Here is a 20,007-nt window from a genome sequence, read left to right as displayed (position 1 = left end):
GCGTGCAACCGACCTACCGCAATCTTCTTGCTAGAGGGAAGATCACCAGCCTTGGAACAGGCACTCAGCTACGAGAGGCGGGGAGCCCTCTGCACCTCCGCCTCGTACCAGGCGGCGATCTGCGCACGCGAGTTGAAGCCGAGTTTGGTGAGAATGTGGTTCACATGCCCTTCGGCAGTGCGCTGGGACACCGTCAGCCTGGAGGCGATCTCCTTGTTACTCAAGCCTTCAGCGACCAGTCCGGCGACCTGCAACTCCCTTCGGGTCAGGACCGAGGCTGCGGCAGAGGGCATCTCCTGCCGTAGTGACGCGGGCTCTTCGTGGCCGAGGACATAGGAGTACGCCTCATCGACATCCAGCTCGGCGTACCGTTCGAAAACATCATGAAAGGCTTGTTCGCCCAGTTTGTCCCGCAGCTGGGCCTCCCACGTGTCATGAGCCTGAGCCATGGGGGCGAATCCAGACATCGTCAGACCCATGGTGCGGCGGAAGGCGGCAGCGATGCCCATTAGAGCGGCTGCCCGCGGCAGGCTGCGCTTCTCGGCGGCGCACGCCCACGCCAGGGCCTCGATCGCCCAAGCGGGGAACCATCGGTCATTCGTTCCCTGCTGCAGACGCAGGCTGTCGAGGAAGAGGGCAGTCGCCGCCTTGGCATCCTCCGTTGCCAGCAGCCTGTCCAGACCCGTCGTGTACAGGCCCCACGCCAGATTGGCGCGGGCTCCCTCGGCCTCGGCCATTTCCCGGCAGATGCGGGCAAGGTCCACCGAGTCGGGCTCCCGGTGGAAGGCTGCGGCCATCGACAGCCACAAGGAGGTCAGGAAGATGTTGTTGCGTTCGAGATGGTCGATCTGGTCCGGACGCACTCTGGCGTACCGGTCAAGAGCGCCGCGGAGTCGGGCCACCGCCTGCGACAGGTCCCCCTGAAGGAACGAGGCCAGCCCTGCGAGGCTCTCCACGAAGCCGCGCAACCGTTCGTCGCCGCTGGCCCGGGCACGCTCCATGCACGCGTCCCTCAGACGGCGCGAGGCCGCTTCGTCGCCCTGCAGCAGCGCCGCCTTGGCGCTCACCGCCAGAGCGAAGGCCGTCTCCGCATCCGACACCACGCCCTTCCATAGGGCGCGATCGAGCCAGCGGCGCAACTCGGAGTGGGCACCGTAGGAGATCCAGTATTCGAACAACTCCGACGCCATCGACAGGCATGTCGCCACCTCACTGTCGCTTGTGAGGCAGAAGTCCAGCGCTGCCCGGATGTGGGGCCACTCCTGCCCGATCCTCTGGATCCAGGTGACCTGCTCGGTGCTGAACCAGCCTGCGGCAGCAGCATCGCTGACCTGCCGGTAATGGTCCCGGTGCAGGCGCTGGACCTGCTCTTGCTCCCCGCTCGCCGCGAGCTTGGCCGCCCCGTACTCCCGGATGGTCTCCAGCATGGAGTAACGGGACCGCCCGTTGTAGGTGTTACGTGCCAGGACGGATTTGTCGACCAGGCCCGCCAGGGCGTCCTTGACCTCCTCGCCTGTCATCTGCCCGCCCTGGGCGACGGCCAGGACGGCGTCGGTGTCGAAAGGAGCGGGAAACACCGACAGTCGCGCCCACAGAAGTTGCTCTCGCGCGTCGCACAGGCTGAAGCTCCAGTCCATGGTGGCAAGGAGAGTGCGGTGCGTCGGTTCCATGGCGCGAGGGCCCCGAGTCAGGAAGCGGTAGCGATCGTTCAGCCGCTCGAAGATCTCCTGCGGCCCCAGGACGCGAATCCAGACTGCGGCGAGTTCGAGAGCCAGGGGGATCCCTTCAAGACGGCTGCACAGCCTCGCGACCGCGTTCTGGTTGTGCTCGTCGATCGTGAACGCGGAGTCGGACATCCGCGCCTGCTGGGCGAAGAGCCTGACCGCGTCGTAGCGGCTCACATCGCCGCTCCCTGCGCTCTCGGCCTCCCCTGGCACCTGGAGCGGTGGCACCATCATGATCACCTCGTGATCGACGCCGAGACTCTGCCGGCTCGTCGCCAGAATCCGCAGGTGGGGCGCTCGGTCGAGGAGCATCGCCGCCAGTGTCGTGCACGCGTGGATCAAATGTTCGCAGTTGTCGAGGACGAGCAGCACATGCTTGTCGCGGAGGAATTCGGCCAGCGTCTCCTCCGGAGGGCGCGCCGAGCGGTCCCGCAGCCCCAGGGCGGTTGCGACGGTGCGGGCGAGCAGGTCGCCGTCGCGCAACGAGGTCAGGTCGGCCAGCCACACCCCGTGGGGAAAGGAACGTTCCACCTCGCGGCCGATCTCCAACGCTAGCCGCGTCTTGCCGACCCCGCCAACACCGGTGAGCGTGAGCAACCTGGTGCCGCGCAGGCGACGCTTGGCCTCCGACACCTCGCTCTCGCGGCCGATGATCGCCGCGACATCGGCCGGGAGGTTCCCCTTCTCCTGCGGCGGTGCCGTTCGTGCCACCTTCTCAGCGTATCGCTCAGGCACGCAGGACGCTTGATCCACACGCGGCCAGCCTTACCGACCTGTTCATAAGACCTTGGCAGGGCACACCCCGGCACGGATCGCGCTGACGGTCTTGGCCGGACCCGTCGACGCGAATGGCGGGCTTGCTATTGTTGCCCGTTCTGAGACGGGGCGACGTGGTTGACGTACCAGGCGGCTATCTGTGTGCGTGAGGTGAACCCGAGCTTCTCCAGAATGTGCTCGACATGGCCCTCGGCCGTCCGCTGAGAGATGACCAGCCGGGCGGCGATCTCCTTGTTGCGCACGCCTTCGGCGATGAGCTGGGCCACCTCGAGCTCCCGTGAGGTCAGCACCGACTGCGGTGGCGCGGCAGCGGGTGCGGAGCCGGGCTGCGGCTCGGCCGGCTCTTGCAGTGCGTAGCCGATGGCCTCATCGAAGTCGAGGCTCGCGCCCTTGTCGACGGCCTTCTGGTATTCCTCCTCGCTGAGGCGGGCCCGCAGCGACGCCTCGCAGGCGCGGTGGGCGTCGTCATAAGCGCGAAAGCCCTCCAGCGACACCTCCAGCAGGCGCCGCATCACGCCGGCGGCGCCGATCAGGCGCGCGGCATGCACGTTACGCCCCTGGGCGGCGGCGATCCAGGCGAGAGACTCCACGGTCCACGCCGAGCTGTAGCGGTAGCCGGTCGACCGCTCCAGGCGCAGGCTGGACAGGAACATCGAGGCGGCTTGCTCCAGATCGCCCGCGCGCCAGCGTTCGACGCCCGCCGCCCACATCCCCATGGAGATCTCACCGGGCGCGCCGGCCCGCTCGGCGATCTCGCGGCAGCGGGCCGTCCAGTGTCTCGCGCCGGGATCCTCCGCGAAGATCGAAGCCAGGGCCAGGTAGAACGCCGGCAGGAACGCATCACGCAGAACGCGGGTTCGGGGAATTTCGCCCAGGTTGTGCTCATACCACTCCTGGGCCGGCTCGAGCAGGCTGACCGCGTCCTGATAATCCCCCTTCAACAAGGCCAGCCGTCCTGACAAGAACCGCCCCATCGCCTTGGCTTCGTCGTAGCCGCTGTAGCCGGCCAAGGACTGGCACTCCTCGATCAAGGGCTGCGCGATGTCGAGCCTGCCCAGCATGAGTGCGAAGAGCGCGCCTACGGCGAGCACGTCGAATCGACTGCGCGAGGACATCTGTTCGTACTTGAGCAGCCGGTCGAACCAGTGGCGGGCCTCGGCCGGCCCCCCGAAGAAGATCCAGTATCCGTACAGCGACGTGAACATCCGTATGGCTTCTTCGATGCGGGGTTCTTCCCCGAGGCTGTAGTCCAGTGCGGCCCGCATGTTCGACATCTCGGGCGCGATCGTGGCCAGGCAATTGACCTGGTCCGGACCGAACCAGCAGTCCCTGTTCTGTTCGGCCAGGCTCTGGTAGTGCTCAGCATGGCGGCGGCGAATCGCCGATTTCGGCTCGCTCTTGACCAGCCGTTCGTTGCCGTATTGCCGCAGGGTCTCCAGAATCCAGTAGCGGGAACGAGCACCGCGAGTTTCGCTGATCACGATCGATTTCTCGGTCAGCTCGGCCAGCAGCGGCAGGATGTCCTTGCGGGCGAGCGGCTCCGTCGAGCAGACTTCTTCAGCCGCGGACAGATCAAAGCCACCGAAGAACACCGAGAGACGTTCCCACAGGATCTGCTCCTGGGAGGAGCACAGGTCGAAGCTCCATTCGACCGCCGCGCGCAGCGTCTGATGGCGCGGCAGGGCGGTGCGGTATCCCTGGGTCAGAAAGTGCAGGCGGTCGCCGAGCCTGTTGATGATCTGATCCAGCGACAGGACCCGCAGCCACACCGCCGCCAGCTCGATCGCCAGCGGAATCCCGTCGAGGAGACGGCACAACTGCGCCGCCGCGACGTACCGCGAGGCGATGTCGAACTCCGGCGCGATGTTCTTGGCGCGCTCCACCAGCAGCGTCAGCGCGTCGTAGCGGAGGAGGTCGCTTTCGGCGACCCTGTCGTGGGCTGCGGGAAAGGACAGTGGCGGCACGATGAACAACGTCTCGCCCGGAACGCCCAGCGACTCACGGCTGGTCGCCAGCACCTGCACTTGAGGGGCCACGGTGAGCAGGGTGTCAGCCAGCGCGGCGCACGCCTCCACCAAATGTTCGCAGTTGTCCAGGACCAGCAGCATGTGCTTGTTCCGGAGATATTCGATCATGCATTGCGTCGATGGCTGGGGTACCTCGTCCAGCATCCCCAACGCCTCCGCCACGGCCACGCCGAGCAGATGTTCATCCTGCACACTGGCCAGCTCGACCAGCCACACGCCGTCGGGAAAGGCGCGTTGCACGTGGGCGGCGACATAGGTCGCCAGGCGTGTCTTGCCCACTCCGCCCGCGCCTGTCAACGTCAGCAACCGGGTGGTGGACAGCAGCTGCCTGACCGTGGCGATCTCACTCTTGCGACCGATGATCTCGCCTGAGCTGGCCGGGAGATTAGCTTTAGGATGCTCGGTTGCCGATCGACCCATGATGGCGAGTATGGGCCCTTGACCTGCACGAATGTAACGGCCTCACGGGTCGAGGTCTGGCATTGCCTTCGCCAAGGAATGGTCGCGCCACCGGAATGGGCTCGTCATCCCGGCCAGATGGCCCCTGGCAGCGGGCGAACGGTCCAACCAGAGAGCAGGCCTCGCACATCGCTGCTGAACGGGTTCACTACCCACTACCTAGCCCCTACGTACCCGAACACGCATTTTCCCGGTTATCTCGTTGTGGCCCGCGCCAGACGATGGAGACGTGAGGGACCACAGGTCAGAGAAAGCAGGTGTGAGCGATGTGTCAGCATCTACCTCGATGCCCGTCAGCGGCCAGCTGCAGGCGAGACGCGGCTCAGCTGGTGGCCTTCCACCCGGAACAGGGCTGGGGTCTGCTCTGCAACGGAGTGGTGGTCTTCGACGACACCGGTGAGCTCCTGCCGGACGGACAGTCCGTGCCCGCTCATCATGATCTACCTGGGAGGGTGAGATGAACATGTTCGGCTGCAAGGCAACAAACCAAGTCAGGAGACGACGGCGGCGTCCCACCGTCTCCGCCGCATCGGCTCACCACGTGCGTATCATCTGCGTGCGCACAGATGCCACCGCCGCACTTGGCTGGCCCACCGGGCGAACCGAGCACCAGCGGACGTGGGTGTTCGAACCCGCCGACGCCTCCGTGCCGGCGGCCCGGCACAGCGTGGGTGCGCAGGTACGGCGGTGGGGCTTCGCCGAAGAAGGTGACACGGCCGAGTTGCTGGTCACCGAGGTGGTCGCCAACGCGATTCCGCACACCAGCGACCCGATCCAGGTCCGCCTGAGCGGCACTCACGATGTGCTGCGGGTGGAAGTTGAGCAGCAGGGGGCGTCGGCACAGCTGCCGGCGGCCAAGCTCCCCAGCACCGAGGATGAAAGCGGACGCGGGTTGTTCCTGCTGGAATCGCTGTCCCAGGAGTGGGGCGTGGACCGTACGGAGACGGGCAACGTCGTCTGGTTCGAGCTCGCGTCGAGTTCCTCCGCGGCAGGCACTGCTGCCTAAGGGGGATCCCGTCTCCGCTTGAGAACGTGTTCGACTGCCCGCCTCTCGGTCCCGCCACGTGTCCGACCGCTCTCAAGGACCCGCTGCCACCACCAAAGCCGCCGCCTTCGCGGCGGCTTCTGCATGTACGTGCGTCGCTCTCGCACCCGATCCGCGAGATTCTCCCGTATTCAGCGCCTCTACGTAGGTGGCACCCGGGCGAACACGTATTTGTACGGTCGCGGAAGCCACTCCACGCCCGGCATTCTGAAGATCAGTACTCAGTGGAGGATTCGATGACCACACCTTGCGACTGCGGCGAAATCGTCACCCTCGTCGCGCGAACGGAGCACCTCGTCGAGCACATGCACGCTCAGCGGCGACAGTTCGTCACTGATGCCTCGCATGAACTCGGCACCCCTCTGGCCGGTCTCCGGCTGCAGCTGGAGGAGGCGCGCATGAATCCCGGCCAGACCGACCTGAGCAAGCTCATCCAAAAGGCCCTGAGGGAGGTGGACCGGCTCCAGGACATCATCGGCGACCTGCTGACGCTTGCGCAGCTGGACACCGGCCCCGAGGACCCGCCCCACCCCATCGAGGTGGCCGACTTCGTCGAGGGGGAGGTCGGCAAGCGTGTCTTCGGCCTGCCCATCCATCTGGACCTGGAAGAAGGCTTGGTCGTGGCCGGCATCACCGGCTCTCTCGCCCGTCTGCTCGGCAATCTGCTGAACAACGCCGAACGGCATGGCAGATCGGCGGTGCGGGTGACCGTAAGAGGCGAGAAGGACGAGGTCATGGTCATGGTCGACGATGACGGTCCGGGCATTCCGCTGCAGGAGCGTGAACGAGTCTTCGATCACTTCGCCAGGACCGACAGCGCGCGCAGCCGCGACCACGGCGGCACCGGTCTCGGCCTGGCCATCGCCCAGGCCATCGCCCAGGCTCACGACGGCACGCTGGTCGTCCAGGAATCCGACATGGGAGGCGCACAGCTCGTGCTGCGTCTGCCGCTGCTGCGACTCGACACGAAGGCGGGCACGGCAGCCTGATGGAGATTCGTGGCTCGGAGACGCTTCCCCGGCCCACGGACCCTCCTCCGTCGCAAGCCAGGCACCCGTACCGACACGCGATGGCGCCACATGGCCGGCCTAGGGGTGGCGCTGCCGAGACAATGCGCCATCGCGTGCCAACGTCCGAACGCGGCTGCCAAGGTGTAGAAGAAGATCACAGCTCGCGGATATCGGTCGCGACGAAGTCGAAGCCATCCCGCCTGCGCTGGACGATCTCGAACTCCACACGACCGCCGATCGCCAGCGTCCGGTATCCCGGGCCAAGAATGTCGCTGAAGTGCACCCAGTCATCGTGGCCTGGGGACAATTCGGGCGGGGCGATCGCACCCCACCCCTCTTCCATCTTCCAGACCTTTGCCCCCTGCAATGACGACACGCTGGCACGCCCGGGCCTGGCGCGCGTTGATCATTATGCGCGTCGGCCAGCGGCACGCCGGTCCCAGCGCTCGCACACCTGGTCGCGGCCGATGAGGACACCGTGCCTGATGTCATCGACGCCTTCAACGAGCAAGGGCTGTCCGCGCCGGACCCTGACTGAGCGGGAGGCCGTCTCCGCCGCATCACCTCCGGCGATGAGGACTTCATCGTCGCGACAGCCAGGACGCGCCCGGAGAAGCTGGGGCGTCCCTTCACCCCGGTGTAGCATCCGCAAGCTCGCCAACTACCTGGCCGACAACCCGGTGCGGACCGTGCTGGTCGGCCGTGAACGGCTGCGGCAATACCTGCGCGAGCACAAGATCTCCTTCCAGGCGCACCCGGACGTGGAAGGAGTCCTCCACCAACCTCACCGGGAAGCCAAGTTGAACCGCGTCGAAGAGGTCAGCACCCGCTTCCCGCAGCGGTGTTTCACCTTCGACCAGTTCGGGCCGCTGTCCATCCGGCCCCAACCCGGTTCCGGCTGGGCGCCCGTGGGCAAATCCGAGCGACAACCGGCCACCTACACCCACACCCACAGCGTGCGCTCAGCCTGGATGATGACCTGCTGTGGGGTGTCAACCGCGAACGCAAGAGCGGCGCCAACACTCTGCCCGTGCTCAAGAGCATCCGCCGTGCTCGTCCGGACGGCGCACCGATCTACACCATCCTGGACAACCTGTCGGCCAACCCGCTCGAAGCGCAGTTCGGGCCGCTGCGAGCCTTCGTGATGAGCAACTCCGACCATCCCAACCACACCGCTCAGACCCGCAAACTCCATGCCTACCTACGCTGGCGCAAAGCCAACGCCCGTCACCCCGACGTCCTGGCCGCGCAACGCCGCGAACGCGCCCACATCCGCAGCGCGAAACAGCGTCGCCGGAGACGACCAGCCATCCGAGCAGCATGATCAGCCAACCTGGCAATCGTTCGCGGTTACTACATCAGGCGAAGTCATGGGCATGGTCGGCGGCCCACTGGAGCAGGGTACGGGCCGGACTGCCAGTGAGCCGCTCGACCGTCGGCACCACTGGCAGCGCGGTGCTCGGATCCTCGGCCGTCTCCGACCAGTAGCGCAGCAAGTCGGTGACAACGCCCGGCGGCAGGAACCCGCCGACCGAACCGCGCCACTGCTCCTCGGTCAACTCCTCGAATCGGATGTCACGCCCGATCGCCTTGCCGATCGTCGTCACCTGCTCCACCTGCGAGGTCAGCTCCGGCCCTGTCAGGGTGTACTTCGCCCCTGAATGCCCGTTCTCGGTCAATGCCAAGGCCGCGACGGCCGCGATGTCGGCTTCGTGGATCAGCGGATACACCGCGTCGCCATACGGTGCCCGCACCACACCCTCAGCTCGGATGGAAGGCGCCCACCACAACAAGTTCGCCGCGAACGGCCCTGGACGCACGAACGTCCATTCGTCCAGGCCAGCGCCCTCCACCGCGGTCTCGACGGCCCGATACTGCGGATAGGTCCAGCTCTGGCGGTCGCGTTCGGTCTCACCAGCGGCCGATGCTCCAGACAGCAGCACAACCCGCCGCACGCCCGCCCGCCTGGCCACGTCAAGGAACTGGTGGATCCCGTCAAGGACGGGGAACAGATACACGCTCTCGATCGAGGCCAATGCGGCCGGCCAACTCTGCGGCACGGTTAGATCGCCCTGCACGACCTCAACCCTCGCCGACAAGCGAGCCTTGTCCGGGCTCCTCGTCAACGCCCGTACCTGCCTGCCTGATACGAGCAGCTTGTCCACCACATGGCGGCCGATGTTCCCGGTCGCGCCGGTTACCAAGATCGTCACAAGTGAACGGTAACTGGTATTTAGGTCAGTTCCGTTCCTAGAGGGCGCTCGTCAGCAAGACGACGCACACCCACCTCTTCAGCCCCACTTCACCACCTGGTGAGGAGAAGCTGAGGGGTGAGGAACCCGGTGAAAGTATGTGGTCACCGCACCAGCGCCCCGAACTGAAACGCCTGAGCCTCGGGCCGCTTGTCGCGTCCTATCCGACCTTGAGGACCAGCTTCCCGACATAGTGATCGTTCAGGGCGCGATGCGCGTCCTTGACTCGCTCCATCGGGAAGGTTCGGGCGATGTGGACCTCGAAGGAGCTCGCTTCGATGATCGCGTTCAGCCGATCGGTGCCGGTGCGGCTTCGATCCCCGTCGTAGTGGGACACCCTCGCGCTGAGCGACGTCGTGGGCACGGACAGACCGTTCGGCCAGGCGATCCGTCCCGAGTTCTTGATCGCGCGAAGAGACCGTTCGGCGGTCTGTCCTCCCGTGGTGACCAGAGCCCCATCGAGCCCGCCTGGTGCGAACTCGAACGCCGCGGCCGGCACATCGACTCTGCGACCGTCGACGACGACGTCGGCGCCCAGTCGCCGGGCCAGGGCGACACCGTCGTCACCAGAGGCCACGGCCAGCACCCGGATGCCGCTGTGCCGCGCCAGCTGTACGGCCAGGTGCCCGACACCCCCGCTGGCCCCGAAGACCATGAGCGTCTCCTCCGGCCGCAGGCCGAGGAGATCGAGGCCGCTCAGTGCAGCCAGGGCGTCCCAAGGCATCGCGCCGGCCTGTTCGGTCGGCATCCGGTCGGGAACGTGCGCCACGAACTCCGCCTCAACGACGGCGTACTCGGCGTAGAAGCCGCCCCGGGGCAGGGGTATCGTCGCGGCGTAGACACGGTCGCCCACGTTGAACCGGTTGACGTTGCGTCCGACCGCGGCCACCGTGCCGGCCGCGTCCCAGCCGAGGACATAGGGGAAGGCCGAGGCACCGAAAGCGCCGTCGAAGCCCCCCTCCCGCTCGACCGCGTCCCAGGAGGCGGCCCCTGCGAACTCCACCCGGATGAGGACATCGTCATCGCCGACCTCCGGGAGCCGTATCCGGCGCGGCGAGAGCTCGTCCACTCCCCCGAAGCGGTCAAGGACGACCGCGTTCATCTGCGGCGCCACGCTCGCGCCGCCGGCTGTGCTCTCGACTCTGGTGCCCATCGGCCCTCCTTGTTTATTTGGGTGAATCAAGCATTATTGGACCACAACTATTTGATCAGATCAAGTAAATCCTCTAGGCTGATGGCCATGGCGCTGCCGAACGGACCCGTAGCCACCTCGTCCGAGGCCGAAGCCGTCTTGTTCGACCTGGTCGACGTCTACGACCGCGCCTACCAGGCGGCCGCCGCCGAGCTGTCGCTCAGTGCGGCGCAGGCATGTGTGCTCGGGCGACTCGACGAGCGACGCGGCATGGGCGCCTTGGCCGAGGAACTCGGCTGCGATGCCTCCAACATCACTCAGATCGTCGCGCGCCTCGAAGCGCTCGGCCTCGTGACCCGCGAACCGGACCCCCGGGACCGCCGCGCACGACTCGTCGCCCGAACCCCCCGAGGAGACGACGTCAACCACCGATTTGCGACAGCCTTCACCTTCGCCCGCACAGCGGTCGGACGACTCTCACCCGACGAACAGGACCAGTTGACGGCGCTGCTACGCAAAGCACTGGGCTGACACGCACCCGTGTCAATCCCTAAAGCGTGGAGATGGTTTATGCCACAGTGGTCCTCAGCAGGGCTGATGAGGCGTGTCTCTTCTCGATCACGTGACGTTCGAATGTGATGGGCGCCAAGCCGTCATCCGAGTGGAAGATCACCCCGTCCACGTCGCCGCCGCAAGTGGCGACGGCCATCTGCAACGAGGCGACGGCCAGCGCGGCATCGTGATGCTCGAACATGGCGTGGCCGAGCAGCCGGCATGAGAACAGGTCCTCGACCCTGGCCAGATACAGCTTGCCCTCGCCGGTGTCGATCTGCGTCACATCGCCGCACCACAGCACGTCCGCAGTGGGCGCGGAAACTTCCGCCGCACCAGATCCGGGGCGGCGGGCCGCTTGCCCTGCCGGGTCAGCACCCGAGGTTTGCGCCGCCTGCGGCCGGCCAAGCCGAGCTCGGGCATTCTTGCACGGGTGATGCGCGGCGAGCCGTAAGTGCCGCCGGATGACTCTAACAGGCAGAGGGGTCGCCGATGCGGTTCTTCCACCTGTAATACCAGGACTGCGAGACGCCCAAGGCCCGGCAGGAGGTGACATGGTCGACGTTGTGCTCGGCCTTCTGGGAGCTGGTGAAGGCCGCCACGCTTATCGGCCCATCGCCTCTTTGCCCCAAGACCACCGAGCGCTGAGCACCTCACGCTCGTCTTCCAGCTCGGCGCGTTCCTTCTCCCAGGCGGCTTTCTCGTCGGCGTGCTGCTTGACCAGTGTGGCCTTCTCCCGCCGCAGCCGGGCCAGTTCCTCCTGCTCGAATTCTCCCAGCGTTCCGCTCCCGTCGCTGCCGCCGTCGTGGTACTGCGTGGCGAGCCCATCCATCTGCACCCACTTGTGCAGCTGGCCACTGCTCACCTGGCCAGGATCAGTCAGACTCCGCGAGCAGATGTATGACACCGGCTGGGTTCTTGATCCAGTGGGTTCTGGAATCGAGGTTCTCCAAGGGCTCGACCTCGTCACACGGGTGGATACCGATGTCGGCCAGTTTGCTCGTTGCTGCGTCCAGGTCATCGGTGTGGAGCTGCAGCCACACGTCGGGCTGGCTGTAGTTGTCGACACAGTCGAGCCACAGCGTATTGGGCCCGAACCGCACCGAATGAGTTCTCGAGACGGTCGGAGCGTAGGAGACGTCACCTTCTTTGACGTCGAAGCCCAGAGTGTCGCGATAGAAGGTCACGGTGGCCTCGTACTGTGCCTTGGGGATCTTCATGGCGATGTTCAGCCCGGCCGTGAATTCAGGCTTGCTCATTGTTGCGTGGCTCCTTGGGTCGTGTCAGTGGCGTCCAGTGCATCTGCCAGCGCGGCCAGGCGGTCATCCCACCTGTTGGCGAGCCTGGCCAGCCATACCTGGGTTGTGCGAATGGCGGCTGGTTCCAACCGATAGGGATGGCGGCGGCCGACTGGTTCGCTGGAGCTGATCAGGCCCGCTTCGGCGAGCTGGCCCAGGTGCTTGGCGATCGCCTGGCGGCTGATCGGCAACCGTCGCGCCAGATCGGTGAGGGTTGCGGGCCCCGCGCGGGCGAGCTCCTCCAGCAGCGCTCGCCGCATTGGATCAGTGAGCGCCGCGAACACCGCAACGGCCTGCTCTTCCGCATCAGGCAGTCGCATCGAGGTAGGTCTCCAGGTCGACGAGCTGCGTGTCCCACCCCTGGCTGTTGGCCTTGTGGGCAGACTGGGCCACGTCGTCAGCGGCTTGGGCGAACCCACTCTCCACCAGGCGCAGCCGAGTGCCGTCCGGCACCGGTTCCAGGGTGAAGTCCACAAGCGTCTGGGGTGAGTCATCCTCCGGCAGGCCCGCGATTGCCCATCTGAACGCGAAACGGTGTGGTGGGTCGACCACCGCGATGGTGGCGACGGATTCCTCGTCGAGGTCGTCCCAACGGAAGTACGCGCGCCCACCGGGCTGCAGATCTATCTCCGCCACCGAGCCGAACCACCGCGAGAGCCCTTCCGCGGTGGTCAGCGCGGTCCACACCCGCTCGATGGGGTGCCGCAGCACCACCACACGTTCGATCACGTCCGAACCCATGGTCACCCTCCTTCGCAACCTGTAGGTTGCCAATTAATGGCAACCTACAGGTTGCGATCGGCGCCCCGCAAGCCCCGGCACGGAGGGGCCTCCCCCGAGGTGTGGACACCTTGAGTGCCGGATGATGGACATCCGGAGACAAGGAGTTCCGCGTGGCGATGAAGTCGTATCCGCCGGAGTTCAAGGCGGACGCCGTCGCGTTGTACCTGTCTGACCCGGCGCGGACGTACGCATCGGTGGCCCGGGACCTGGGCATCAACCGTGAGACGCTGCGCCTGTGGGTGAAGGAGGCCCGCGCGAACGGCACCGCCGGGCCGAAGAAGACGGCCCCGGCCAAGCGGCCGGCGAGCGGCCCGCTATCGTCCGACGACGTGCTGGAAGAGGAGAACAAGAGCTCGCGCCACAGCGGCGTGCACGTCGTCGGCCAGTGCAGCCAGGAGGTCGACGCTTTCGCGGACGTAGCGCCAGGCCGTGGTGGTGCCGATAGAGAAGCCCACGGCCAAGCGTGCGTAAGTGTCGCCGTTACGCAGGTGAGCCAAGACCAGCAGCGCCTGTCGACTGCTGTCTTAACGGGAGCCTCCTCTCATCCGCCACCGCTCTGCGCAACCCCACCGCGACCAGCGCCGTCAGGATGAAAAGAGCTCACTGAGAGGTTGTACAGCAAAGCCATCCCCCGCGTGTTGTGTTTCATCAACGCATCCTCCTGCGGGGCTCCCGATCCAGATCACCTTTCGTCGACGGTTGTCGAGTCGCGCGTGCTACTAGGACACATCGTGATGTCTGCATATCGCCGGTCGCCGCCGCAGAGAGCCCGCGGGTGACTCCGCCATCAGAGTGTCAGTAGTACGAAGCGGCCGTTCGGAAGCTCCTACGATGGGCGAGTGGATATTTCCCGACTTCCGGTAGAGGCCCGTCAACGGCGCAGTGCCGAGATCCGCGAGTTCCTGAGGTCGCGCAGGGCCAGGCTGACTCCGCACGACGTCGGTATGCCCGCCGGCTCCGGCCGTCGTGCCAAGGGGCTGCGGCGCGAGGAGGTAGCGGTGCTCGCGGGGGTAGGGGTGTCCTGGTACACCTGGCTGGAGCAGGGGCGGGAGATCCACGTCTCGGCCGGGGTCTTGGACGCTGTCGCGCGGGTGCTCCGTTTCGACACGGTGGAGCGCGAACATCTGTACCTGCTCGCCGGGCTCAACCCGCCCCAGGCCGAGCCGTCGGACCGGCCGGTCTCCGCGGAGTTGCAGCGGCTGATCGACGGCTGGCTCCCGTCCCCGGCCTACATCCTCGACCGGCACTGGAACCTGGTCGCGGTCAACCGCGCCGCGCACCTGGTGTTCGGCTACTCGGACCACGACCACAACTGCCTGGTGAGCTTCTTCACCAACGCCCGCTTCCGCTCCTCGCTGACCCACTGGGAGGACGCGGCCCGGGCGATCGTCGGCCAGTTCCGCGCCGACGCGGCCCGCTACCCGGACGACCTGGAATTCGGCAGGCTGGCCGCCGACATGTGCGCCGCGAGTCCTTCCTTCGCCGAGATCTGGGCCGAGCATCCGGTCGGCAACGCGACCGAGGGCGTCAAGGTCGTCCACACACTGGAGACCGGTGAGCTGATCTTCGAGTACAGGTCACTGTCGTTGCCCGACCGGCCAGGACACCGGCTGATGCTGCACACGCCGCAGCCGAACACTGCCACCGGGGAGTGGCTGTCCGAGCTGATGGCGAGCGCCTGAAGGTGGTGGTGCCAGACCTAGGTTCGGCCGGAACTGCTGGAAACGGACGATCCGCTTGAGGATTGCCGCATGAACCGATTCCTGAGCAAGACCGTTTTGATCACCGGCGGTGCCAGTGGCATAGGCTTCGCCACGGCGCAGAGGCTACTGGGCGAAGGCGCATACGTCGTCATCACCGGACGCGACCAGGTCCGTCTCGACACTGCGGCCGCCCGCTTGACGGGCGCCCAGCCAGAGTCCGGCTCGGGCCGGGTGCTCGCGGTTCGAGCCGACGTCGCCTCCCCGGCGGACCTCGACCTTCTGATGCGGCGGATCGAAACCTGGCGCGGTGGCCTGGACGCGGTCTTCGCGAACGCCGGCGTGGGCGTGTTCAAGCCGAGCGCCGAGATCACCGAGGCGGAGTTCGACCACACCGTCGGCGTCAACTTCAAGGGCGTCTTCTTCACCATCCAAAAGGCGCTGCCGCTGATGCGGGATGGCAGCGCGATCGTCATCAACGCGTCCTGGACGCTGTATCGCGGGCTGTCCGTCGCCTCCGTGTACTCCGCCAGCAAAGCAGCCGTCCATAATCTCGCCCGGACGCTGGGTGCCGACCTCGCGCCGCGCGGCATCAGGGTCAACTCGGTCAGCCCGGGTTACATCGACACCGAGATGTACCGCGACGCCAACCCCGACCCGGAGAGCGAGGCACGCAACTCGGCCGAGGTACCGCTCGGCGCCCTCGGTCACGCTGACAACGTCGCGGCGGCGGTGGCGTTCCTGGCCTCTGACGAGGCTGCCTACATCACCGGGCAGGATCTGGTCGTGGACGGCGGGCTCGTCGCCAGCGTTCCCGCCGCCTGAGCCGGCGGGCGCGGCTGGCGGGCCAACCCCTTCAGTGCCGGCTCCGCCAGCCGCAGAGATTCACTGTCCATGGTCTATGTGCGAGCGTGTGCCGTGGATCGTGCAGGACAGCTTGTGGGAGCGGATCGAGCCGCTGCTGCCGAAGGTGGAGCGGCGCCGGCGTCATCCGGGGCGTAAGCGGCTGGATGATCGATTGGCGTTGCAGGGGATCTTGTTCGTGCTCTACACCGCGATTCCGTGGGAGTTCCTGCCGCAGGAACTGGGATTCGGCTCGGGGATGACCTGCTGGCGGCGGCTGCGCGACTGGCACCAAGCGGGGGTGTGGGACCGGCTGCACCAACTCCTGCTCGCCGAGTTGCCCGCCGCCGGCCAGCTCGACTGGTCCAAGGCGGTGATCGAAAGCTCGCACGTCCGGGCGCTCAAGGGCGGCCCAAAACCGGCCCGAGCCCGGTTGACCGCGCCAAACCGGGCTCGAAACGCCACGTCATCGCCGAGGCAGGAGGCATTCCCCTCGCCGTGTCCCTGACCGGCGGCCACCGCAACGACGGCACCCAGCTCATGCCCCTGATCAAGGCCGTCCCACCGGTACGCGGCCGCGTCGGCAGACCACGTAAGCGGCCGGACTGCCTGTACGCCGACCGAGGCTATGACCACGACAAGTACCGCCGCCTGGCCTGGCACACCGGTATCAAGCCCATCATCGCCCGACGCGGTACCCCCCACGGCTCCGGCCTGGGCATCCACCGCTGGGTAATCGAGCGGACGATCGCGCTCCTGCGCTGGTTTCGCCGTCTGCGCGTCCGCTGGGAGGTTCGCGACGACATCCATGAAGCGTTCATGGGGGGCAGACCAAGTACGAGAGAAAGGGATAGTGGAGTGTTGAGGCGCTGCTCAGAGGGTTCGTTTGTCGGATGATGTGACCCTCTGCTTGGGTTTGGTTGCGGTTTGATGAACACGGTCGTTCGGCAGGGTTGATCACCGCTACGGTTTCGGCGTCTTGGATGCCGGGATCGAGGCGAGGGACGGCCCTGGGATGACGTGGATCGAGCGGACCGCCTATCCGCAGTTCAAGCGGCTGACGTCGGCGCGGGTGCTGCACGTGTTCTTCACGCCGTCGCCCGAGGAGGTGGCCTGGGCCGAAAGGCGGACCGGCAGCCCGGAGTCGTGCTTCGCGCTGGTGCTGGCGTTGAAGTGCTTTCAGAAGATGGCGCGTTTCCCGTCCCCGGACGAGATTCCCGAGGTGGTGATCGACCACGTCCGGCGCTGCCTGGAGTTGGCCGAGGACGTCTGGCCGGACCACGGGTCCTCCCCGAGCGCGAAGGCGCATCGCAAGCTGGTGCGCCAGCGTCAGGGCGTGAAGTACGACGCGGGCCGGGCCCGGGCGATCGCCGCGGTGGCGATCCGGAAGGCGGCCCAGGCCAAGAACAACCCGGCGGATCTGATCAACGTGGCGATCGAGGAGTTGCTCCGGCTCCGGCTGGAGCTGCTCGGGTACACGACGCTGGAGGACCTGGCCACGAGCATCCGCGCCGAGGTGAACGCCACCATCTTCGCCACGATCCTGCGGCGGATGGGCGAGGCCGGCCGGGCCCGGATGGAGGCTCTGCTCGTCGTCGGGCCGGACGGCAAATCGACGTTCAACCGGCTCAAGAAGCCCGCCCAGCGGGCCACCTGGTCGCGATTTCGTGACCAGGTGAGATGGTTGGACCAGGTAGACGCGCTCGGCGACACCGACGCGTGGCTGGACGGCATCGCGCCGTCCAAGATCGCCGACTTCGCTGGTGAGGCCGACGCCCAGGACGCCGACACCTTGTCGCGCTACAGTTCCAGCGCCTCGTCCACTTCGATGCGGACCTCGACGATCGCGACGAGGAGTTCACGCACGGCTGCCTCGATCCGCGGCGAGGAAGCGGCGAGAAGCTCGTCGATCCTTTCCACCTGAGGCGCGTCCATGGGCCTGGGGTTCCGCTGCCAGCCCTCCCTAGACGTCCGCAGCAGGAACCAGACCTCTCCGAGCGCTTTGGGGAGCGTGCCACTCCTCGGGTTGATCCGGGCCGCGGCGAGATACGCCTCCGCCGCCTCCCATTGGCGGCTGTCCACGTCCAGGAGGTCAGCGAGACCAAGCACGAGGTCCTCATGGTGAGGATCCAGGCGGAGCCCGGCGCGATAGGCACGCTCCGCCTCTTGCAAATCGCGTCGCGCGCGTGCGGCTCGGGCCAGCGCGAGGTAGGCGGTCGGGTCGTGCGGATCCGCCTCGACGGCCGCCTGGGCGGTGCGCCACGCGTCATCGGCTCTGCAGGCCTTGACCTGGCACCTGGACAGCATCGTCAGCGTCGGCACGCCGTCCGGATCGAGTCTCGCCGCTTCGGTGGCGGCCCTGAGGGCGGCGCCCGTCCTGCCGAGCCAGAGAAGGATATGGGCCCTCAGGCAGTGCGCCCGCGCGCTGTATGGATCGAGGCCAAGGGCGGACTCCACCGTCTCGAGGGCTCGCTTCTCCTGGGGAAAGACGGAATCGCCATTGAGCAGGCAGACGGCCCGCAAACAGAGGGCGTCGTGAGCCGTTTCCTCCGAGGCCAGCGCGGGCGCCAGCGCGTCCAGCGCTTCTCTCCAGCGCCCCAGCTCCGCGTAGTTGCGGGCCATGATGAGGGCCTTCTTGGCGTTGTTCATGCCATCCCGCAGCTCTTGACGTAGGCGAGCAGGTCGTCGAACTTCCCGGCGGCGTTGGCGAACAACACGACGTTGCGCGCGTCCTGCAGCCACGGCCCGATGGACGGCTTGATCTCCCCGAACGCCCGCTCGAAGTCCGCCATCCCGATCCGACGCACCTTTCCCGTACGCGTGGAGTCCCACATCGCCTGCTCAGCAGCGGTGTCACAGAGGTGCGCCAGGTCGGCGCCGGAGAAATGGTCGCTGCGCTCGACCAGTCTCGCCACGTCAATGCCTTCCAGCGGGCGGTCACGCAGGTGGTGCCGGAGTATCGCCGCGCGCGCGGGCGCGTCGGGAGGGGCGACCAGCAGCAGGCAGTCGAACCGTCCCGGCCGCAGCAGCGCGCTGTCCACGTCCCAGGGGTGGTTGGTCGCGCCCAGGACGAAGACGCCGTCGTTGTCGCTCTGCACTGAGTCCATCTCGGTCAGGAGCTGGTTGACCACGCCGCGCATCCCGCCGCTCGTCCGCAGGTGTGATCGCTTCTGGCCGAGCGCGTCGATCTCGTCGAAGAACAGCACGCAGGGCGTGTTGCGGCGAGCGATCTCGAACATCTCGTGCAGGTTGCGCTCGCTCGGGCCGGTCCACATGTCCAGGACGTCGGCCAGGGACACGGCGTGGAAGTGCGCTCCGAGCTCGCCGGCGACAGCGCGGGCGAGATAGGTTTTGCCGCATCCCGGCGGCCCGTACAGCAGCAGGCCGCCAGGGAGGCTGCGGCCGTACAGGCGGCGCATCTCCGGGTTGCGCCTGGGCAACAGAAACGCGAGCTCGAGCCGGCGCTTCACCTCCTCCAGGCCGCCGACATCGGACAAGGTCAGAGCCGGGCGTTCGACCCCGGTGTCGGCCGCGGGTGCGTCCACGAACGCGGGCTGCACGATGCCCGACATCTCGTGCTCCGCGGCGCTCCAGTCGAAGCCGGGCCTGTCCTGGCTCCCCGCTCCGAAGGCGCCGTCACGCAGACGTTCGGTCGCCATGGACAGCACCGATACGGCCTCCGCGTTGCCGGCTCGCGTTCCAGAACCGCCGAGCAGTGGGCGATCGCCGCCGCAGGATGCCCCTCGTCGAGCAGCAGCTTCGCCGTGTGCACGCGCAGCGCCACGTCCTCCGGTCGAGCCTCGACCGCCGCGAGCAGGCTTCGCAGGACAGCAGAGAACGCGGCCTCCCCCATGACATCCTCCGTACGAACCGAGCCGTGATCTTCGGGACAGCACAGGGGCCGCGGTGCGGTGGAAGAGCAACATCAACAATTACCGAAATGGCTGAATCGGTGGGGGCGCCATCCGCAAGGCGTCGAGAATGGATCGATTCTCAACACACTGCGGACCGCGACCTTGCCGACTCGGGGGCTGCGCGCCCAGATCGCCGGGCCGTCGCGCTCCCACTCGCGAGGCTCAAGGTGAAGTTTGTAGAACAGGTCGGCGACCGCCTGGGCCTTCGATGGCGCCCACCGCTGGCGCGTGATGTTGTGGATGATCCACACGAAATCCGCTGGCAGGTAGACGCGGCCGAGCAGGGTCCCGGCGACCACGACATCCCAGCCGACCTCGCCGATGACGTTGACGTGACGACGCAGCCGGTAGTTCTCCAGTTGCTGCGTCGCCTCTCCCGGCGAGATCGTCCCCCGCAAGTTCGCCGCCACCGACATGAACCGGCACCCTGGCGAGCTGACGGTCACCGAGGGCACCGACTCGATCGTGCCGCTCGCGACGCTCGACGCCGG

General features: G+C 66.9%; 20 protein-coding genes and 4 pseudogenes. 10 read left to right on the top strand and 14 right to left on the bottom strand.

Features of this window, described 5'->3' with window-relative positions:
• Window positions 1-68 precede the first annotated feature (68 nt).
• Together LDL49_RS53610 and LDL49_RS53605 are read right to left on the bottom strand one after the other, a co-directional pair.
• Entirely contained in the window at window positions 69-2,357 is a 2,289-nt protein-coding gene (locus LDL49_RS53610; RefSeq protein ID WP_225302675.1) for an ATP-binding protein, read from the bottom strand.
• A 227-nt stretch (window positions 2,358-2,584) separates the two neighbouring features.
• Complete coding sequence (locus tag LDL49_RS53605) at window positions 2,585-4,948, bottom strand: ATP-binding protein (protein WP_225302674.1); 2,364 nt, start codon at window positions 4,946-4,948, stop codon at window positions 2,585-2,587.
• Window positions 4,949-5,253: 305 nt separating this feature from the next.
• Here LDL49_RS53605 and LDL49_RS53600 point away from each other — a divergent pair, with 305 nt between their 5' ends.
• The 3 genes from LDL49_RS53600 (at window position 5,254) to LDL49_RS53590 (ending at window position 7,021) form a co-directional block, all read left to right on the top strand.
• Window positions 5,254-5,448, top strand: a complete 195-nt coding sequence (locus LDL49_RS53600; RefSeq protein WP_225302673.1) for a DUF5999 family protein — start codon at window positions 5,254-5,256, stop codon at window positions 5,446-5,448.
• Between the two features lie 95 nt (window positions 5,449-5,543).
• Window positions 5,544-5,993, top strand: coding sequence for an ATP-binding protein (locus LDL49_RS53595; RefSeq protein ID WP_225302672.1), 450 nt, complete (start codon window positions 5,544-5,546; stop codon window positions 5,991-5,993).
• A 275-nt stretch (window positions 5,994-6,268) separates the two neighbouring features.
• Window positions 6,269-7,021: a sensor histidine kinase gene (locus LDL49_RS53590; protein WP_225302671.1), complete on the top strand. Its 753-nt coding sequence runs from the start codon at window positions 6,269-6,271 to the stop codon at window positions 7,019-7,021.
• Between the two features lie 175 nt (window positions 7,022-7,196).
• Here the strand turns inward: LDL49_RS53590 and LDL49_RS53585 are convergent, their stop codons facing one another.
• Window positions 7,197-7,385: a cold-shock protein gene (locus tag LDL49_RS53585; protein WP_263656674.1), complete on the bottom strand. Its 189-nt coding sequence runs from the start codon at window positions 7,383-7,385 to the stop codon at window positions 7,197-7,199.
• A 66-nt stretch (window positions 7,386-7,451) separates the two neighbouring features.
• Here LDL49_RS53585 and LDL49_RS58950 point away from each other — a divergent pair.
• A pseudogene (locus LDL49_RS58950) lies at window positions 7,452-8,366 on the top strand (transposase); the annotation flags it as partial.
• 34 nt (window positions 8,367-8,400) lie between these two features.
• On the opposite strand, the gene LDL49_RS53570 reads toward LDL49_RS58950, so the two are convergent.
• Complete coding sequence (locus LDL49_RS53570) at window positions 8,401-9,255, bottom strand: SDR family oxidoreductase (protein WP_225302667.1); 855 nt, start codon at window positions 9,253-9,255, stop codon at window positions 8,401-8,403.
• Window positions 9,256-9,454: 199 nt separating this feature from the next.
• Window positions 9,455-10,447, bottom strand: a complete 993-nt coding sequence (locus LDL49_RS53565) for a quinone oxidoreductase family protein (RefSeq protein ID WP_225302666.1) — start codon at window positions 10,445-10,447, stop codon at window positions 9,455-9,457.
• A gap of 87 nt (window positions 10,448-10,534) precedes the next feature.
• Between LDL49_RS53565 and LDL49_RS53560 the strand changes: the two genes are divergently transcribed.
• Window positions 10,535-10,957, top strand: a complete 423-nt coding sequence (locus tag LDL49_RS53560; protein ID WP_225302665.1) for a MarR family winged helix-turn-helix transcriptional regulator — start codon at window positions 10,535-10,537, stop codon at window positions 10,955-10,957.
• Window positions 10,958-10,994: 37 nt separating this feature from the next.
• On the opposite strand, the gene LDL49_RS53555 is transcribed toward LDL49_RS53560, so the two are convergent.
• Genes LDL49_RS53555 through LDL49_RS53535 form a run of 5 tightly spaced genes read right to left on the bottom strand, consistent with a single transcriptional unit; the run spans window position 10,995 to window position 13,017 of the window.
• A complete protein-coding gene (locus LDL49_RS53555) occupies window positions 10,995-11,534 on the bottom strand; it encodes a DDE-type integrase/transposase/recombinase (protein WP_225302664.1) in 540 nt (179 codons plus the stop codon).
• A 48-nt stretch (window positions 11,535-11,582) separates the two neighbouring features.
• A complete protein-coding gene (locus LDL49_RS53550; protein WP_225302663.1) occupies window positions 11,583-11,843 on the bottom strand; it encodes a hypothetical protein in 261 nt (86 codons plus the stop codon).
• A 10-nt stretch (window positions 11,844-11,853) separates the two neighbouring features.
• Window positions 11,854-12,237: a VOC family protein gene (locus LDL49_RS53545; RefSeq protein WP_225302662.1), complete on the bottom strand. Its 384-nt coding sequence runs from the start codon at window positions 12,235-12,237 to the stop codon at window positions 11,854-11,856.
• Entirely contained in the window at window positions 12,234-12,596 is a 363-nt protein-coding gene (locus tag LDL49_RS53540) for an ArsR/SmtB family transcription factor (protein ID WP_225302661.1), read from the bottom strand. The genes LDL49_RS53545 and LDL49_RS53540 overlap by 4 nt, the downstream gene beginning before the upstream one ends.
• Window positions 12,583-13,017 carry an SRPBCC domain-containing protein gene (locus LDL49_RS53535; RefSeq protein ID WP_225302660.1) on the bottom strand — a complete coding sequence of 145 codons (435 nt, stop codon included), beginning with the start codon at window positions 13,015-13,017 and terminating at the stop codon, window positions 12,583-12,585. The genes LDL49_RS53540 and LDL49_RS53535 overlap by 14 nt, the downstream gene beginning before the upstream one ends.
• Window positions 13,018-13,169: 152 nt before the next feature.
• Between LDL49_RS53535 and LDL49_RS53530 the strand changes: the two are divergent.
• A pseudogene (locus LDL49_RS53530) lies at window positions 13,170-13,409 on the top strand (transposase); the annotation flags it as partial.
• On the opposite strand, the pseudogene LDL49_RS53525 reads toward LDL49_RS53530, so the two are convergent.
• A pseudogene (locus tag LDL49_RS53525) lies at window positions 13,398-13,583 on the bottom strand (helix-turn-helix domain-containing protein); the annotation flags it as partial. The pseudogenes LDL49_RS53530 and LDL49_RS53525 overlap by 12 nt on opposite strands.
• Before the next feature lie 315 nt (window positions 13,584-13,898).
• Here LDL49_RS53525 and LDL49_RS53520 point away from each other — a divergent pair.
• The 4 genes and pseudogenes from LDL49_RS53520 to LDL49_RS59825 all read left to right on the top strand — a co-directional run.
• A complete protein-coding gene (locus LDL49_RS53520; RefSeq protein WP_225302659.1) occupies window positions 13,899-14,741 on the top strand; it encodes a helix-turn-helix transcriptional regulator in 843 nt (280 codons plus the stop codon).
• Window positions 14,742-14,810: 69 nt separating this feature from the next.
• Complete coding sequence (locus tag LDL49_RS53515) at window positions 14,811-15,584, top strand: SDR family NAD(P)-dependent oxidoreductase (protein ID WP_225302658.1); 774 nt, start codon at window positions 14,811-14,813, stop codon at window positions 15,582-15,584.
• A 76-nt stretch (window positions 15,585-15,660) separates the two neighbouring features.
• Window positions 15,661-16,499, top strand: a protein-coding gene (locus LDL49_RS53510) for an IS5 family transposase (protein ID WP_225302657.1) whose coding sequence is annotated in 2 segments (ribosomal slippage) — window positions 15,661-16,015 and window positions 16,015-16,499 — 840 coding nt in all. Because the reading frame shifts where the segments join, the coding sequence is not laid out codon by codon here.
• A gap of 118 nt (window positions 16,500-16,617) precedes the next feature.
• Window positions 16,618-17,409 (top strand): annotated as a pseudogene (locus tag LDL49_RS59825) (DUF4158 domain-containing protein); the annotation flags it as partial.
• On the opposite strand, the gene LDL49_RS53500 reads toward LDL49_RS59825, so the two are convergent.
• The 3 genes from LDL49_RS53500 to LDL49_RS53490 all read right to left on the bottom strand — a co-directional run.
• A complete protein-coding gene (locus LDL49_RS53500) occupies window positions 17,403-18,224 on the bottom strand; it encodes a tetratricopeptide repeat protein (protein WP_443689905.1) in 822 nt (273 codons plus the stop codon). The pseudogene LDL49_RS59825 and the gene LDL49_RS53500 overlap by 7 nt on opposite strands.
• Window positions 18,225-18,247: 23 nt before the next feature.
• A complete protein-coding gene (locus LDL49_RS53495; protein WP_225302655.1) occupies window positions 18,248-19,261 on the bottom strand; it encodes an ATP-binding protein in 1,014 nt (337 codons plus the stop codon).
• 266 nt (window positions 19,262-19,527) lie between these two features.
• The coding region (locus LDL49_RS53490; RefSeq protein ID WP_225302654.1) for a hypothetical protein at window positions 19,528-20,007 on the bottom strand (480 nt) is incomplete at its 5' end.

The sequence above is a fragment of the Nonomuraea aurantiaca genome, from assembly GCF_020215705.1.
Taxonomy (GTDB): Bacteria; Actinomycetota; Actinomycetes; order Streptosporangiales; family Streptosporangiaceae; genus Nonomuraea; species Nonomuraea aurantiaca.
The sequence above is the reverse complement of the archived record's forward strand: the minus strand, read 5'-3'. Positions and strand labels throughout refer to the sequence as shown.

What these genes read in the sequence shown, in the direction of transcription:
- LDL49_RS53605 (WP_225302674.1), bottom strand. Translation starts at nt 4,948, where the DNA reads ATGGGTCGATCGGCAACCGAGCATCCTAAAGCTAATCTCCCGGCCAGC.
- LDL49_RS53500 (WP_443689905.1), bottom strand. Translation starts at nt 18,224, where the DNA reads ATGGCCCGCAACTACGCGGAGCTGGGGCGCTGGAGAGAAGCGCTGGAC.
- LDL49_RS53585 (WP_263656674.1), bottom strand. Translation starts at nt 7,385, where the DNA reads ATGGAAGAGGGGTGGGGTGCGATCGCCCCGCCCGAATTGTCCCCAGGC.
- LDL49_RS53545 (WP_225302662.1), bottom strand. Translation starts at nt 12,237, where the DNA reads ATGAGCAAGCCTGAATTCACGGCCGGGCTGAACATCGCCATGAAGATC.
- LDL49_RS53560 (WP_225302665.1), top strand. Translation starts at nt 10,535, where the DNA reads ATGGCGCTGCCGAACGGACCCGTAGCCACCTCGTCCGAGGCCGAAGCC.
- LDL49_RS53565 (WP_225302666.1), bottom strand. Translation starts at nt 10,447, where the DNA reads ATGGGCACCAGAGTCGAGAGCACAGCCGGCGGCGCGAGCGTGGCGCCG.
- LDL49_RS53495 (WP_225302655.1), bottom strand. Translation starts at nt 19,261, where the DNA reads ATGGCGACCGAACGTCTGCGTGACGGCGCCTTCGGAGCGGGGAGCCAG.
- LDL49_RS53535 (WP_225302660.1), bottom strand. Translation starts at nt 13,017, where the DNA reads ATGGGTTCGGACGTGATCGAACGTGTGGTGGTGCTGCGGCACCCCATC.
- LDL49_RS53515 (WP_225302658.1), top strand. Translation starts at nt 14,811, where the DNA reads ATGAACCGATTCCTGAGCAAGACCGTTTTGATCACCGGCGGTGCCAGT.
- LDL49_RS53540 (WP_225302661.1), bottom strand. Translation starts at nt 12,596, where the DNA reads ATGCGACTGCCTGATGCGGAAGAGCAGGCCGTTGCGGTGTTCGCGGCG.
- LDL49_RS53600 (WP_225302673.1), top strand. Translation starts at nt 5,254, where the DNA reads ATGTGTCAGCATCTACCTCGATGCCCGTCAGCGGCCAGCTGCAGGCGA.
- LDL49_RS53590 (WP_225302671.1), top strand. Translation starts at nt 6,269, where the DNA reads ATGACCACACCTTGCGACTGCGGCGAAATCGTCACCCTCGTCGCGCGA.
- LDL49_RS53555 (WP_225302664.1), bottom strand. Translation starts at nt 11,534, where the DNA reads ATGTCACCTCCTGCCGGGCCTTGGGCGTCTCGCAGTCCTGGTATTACA.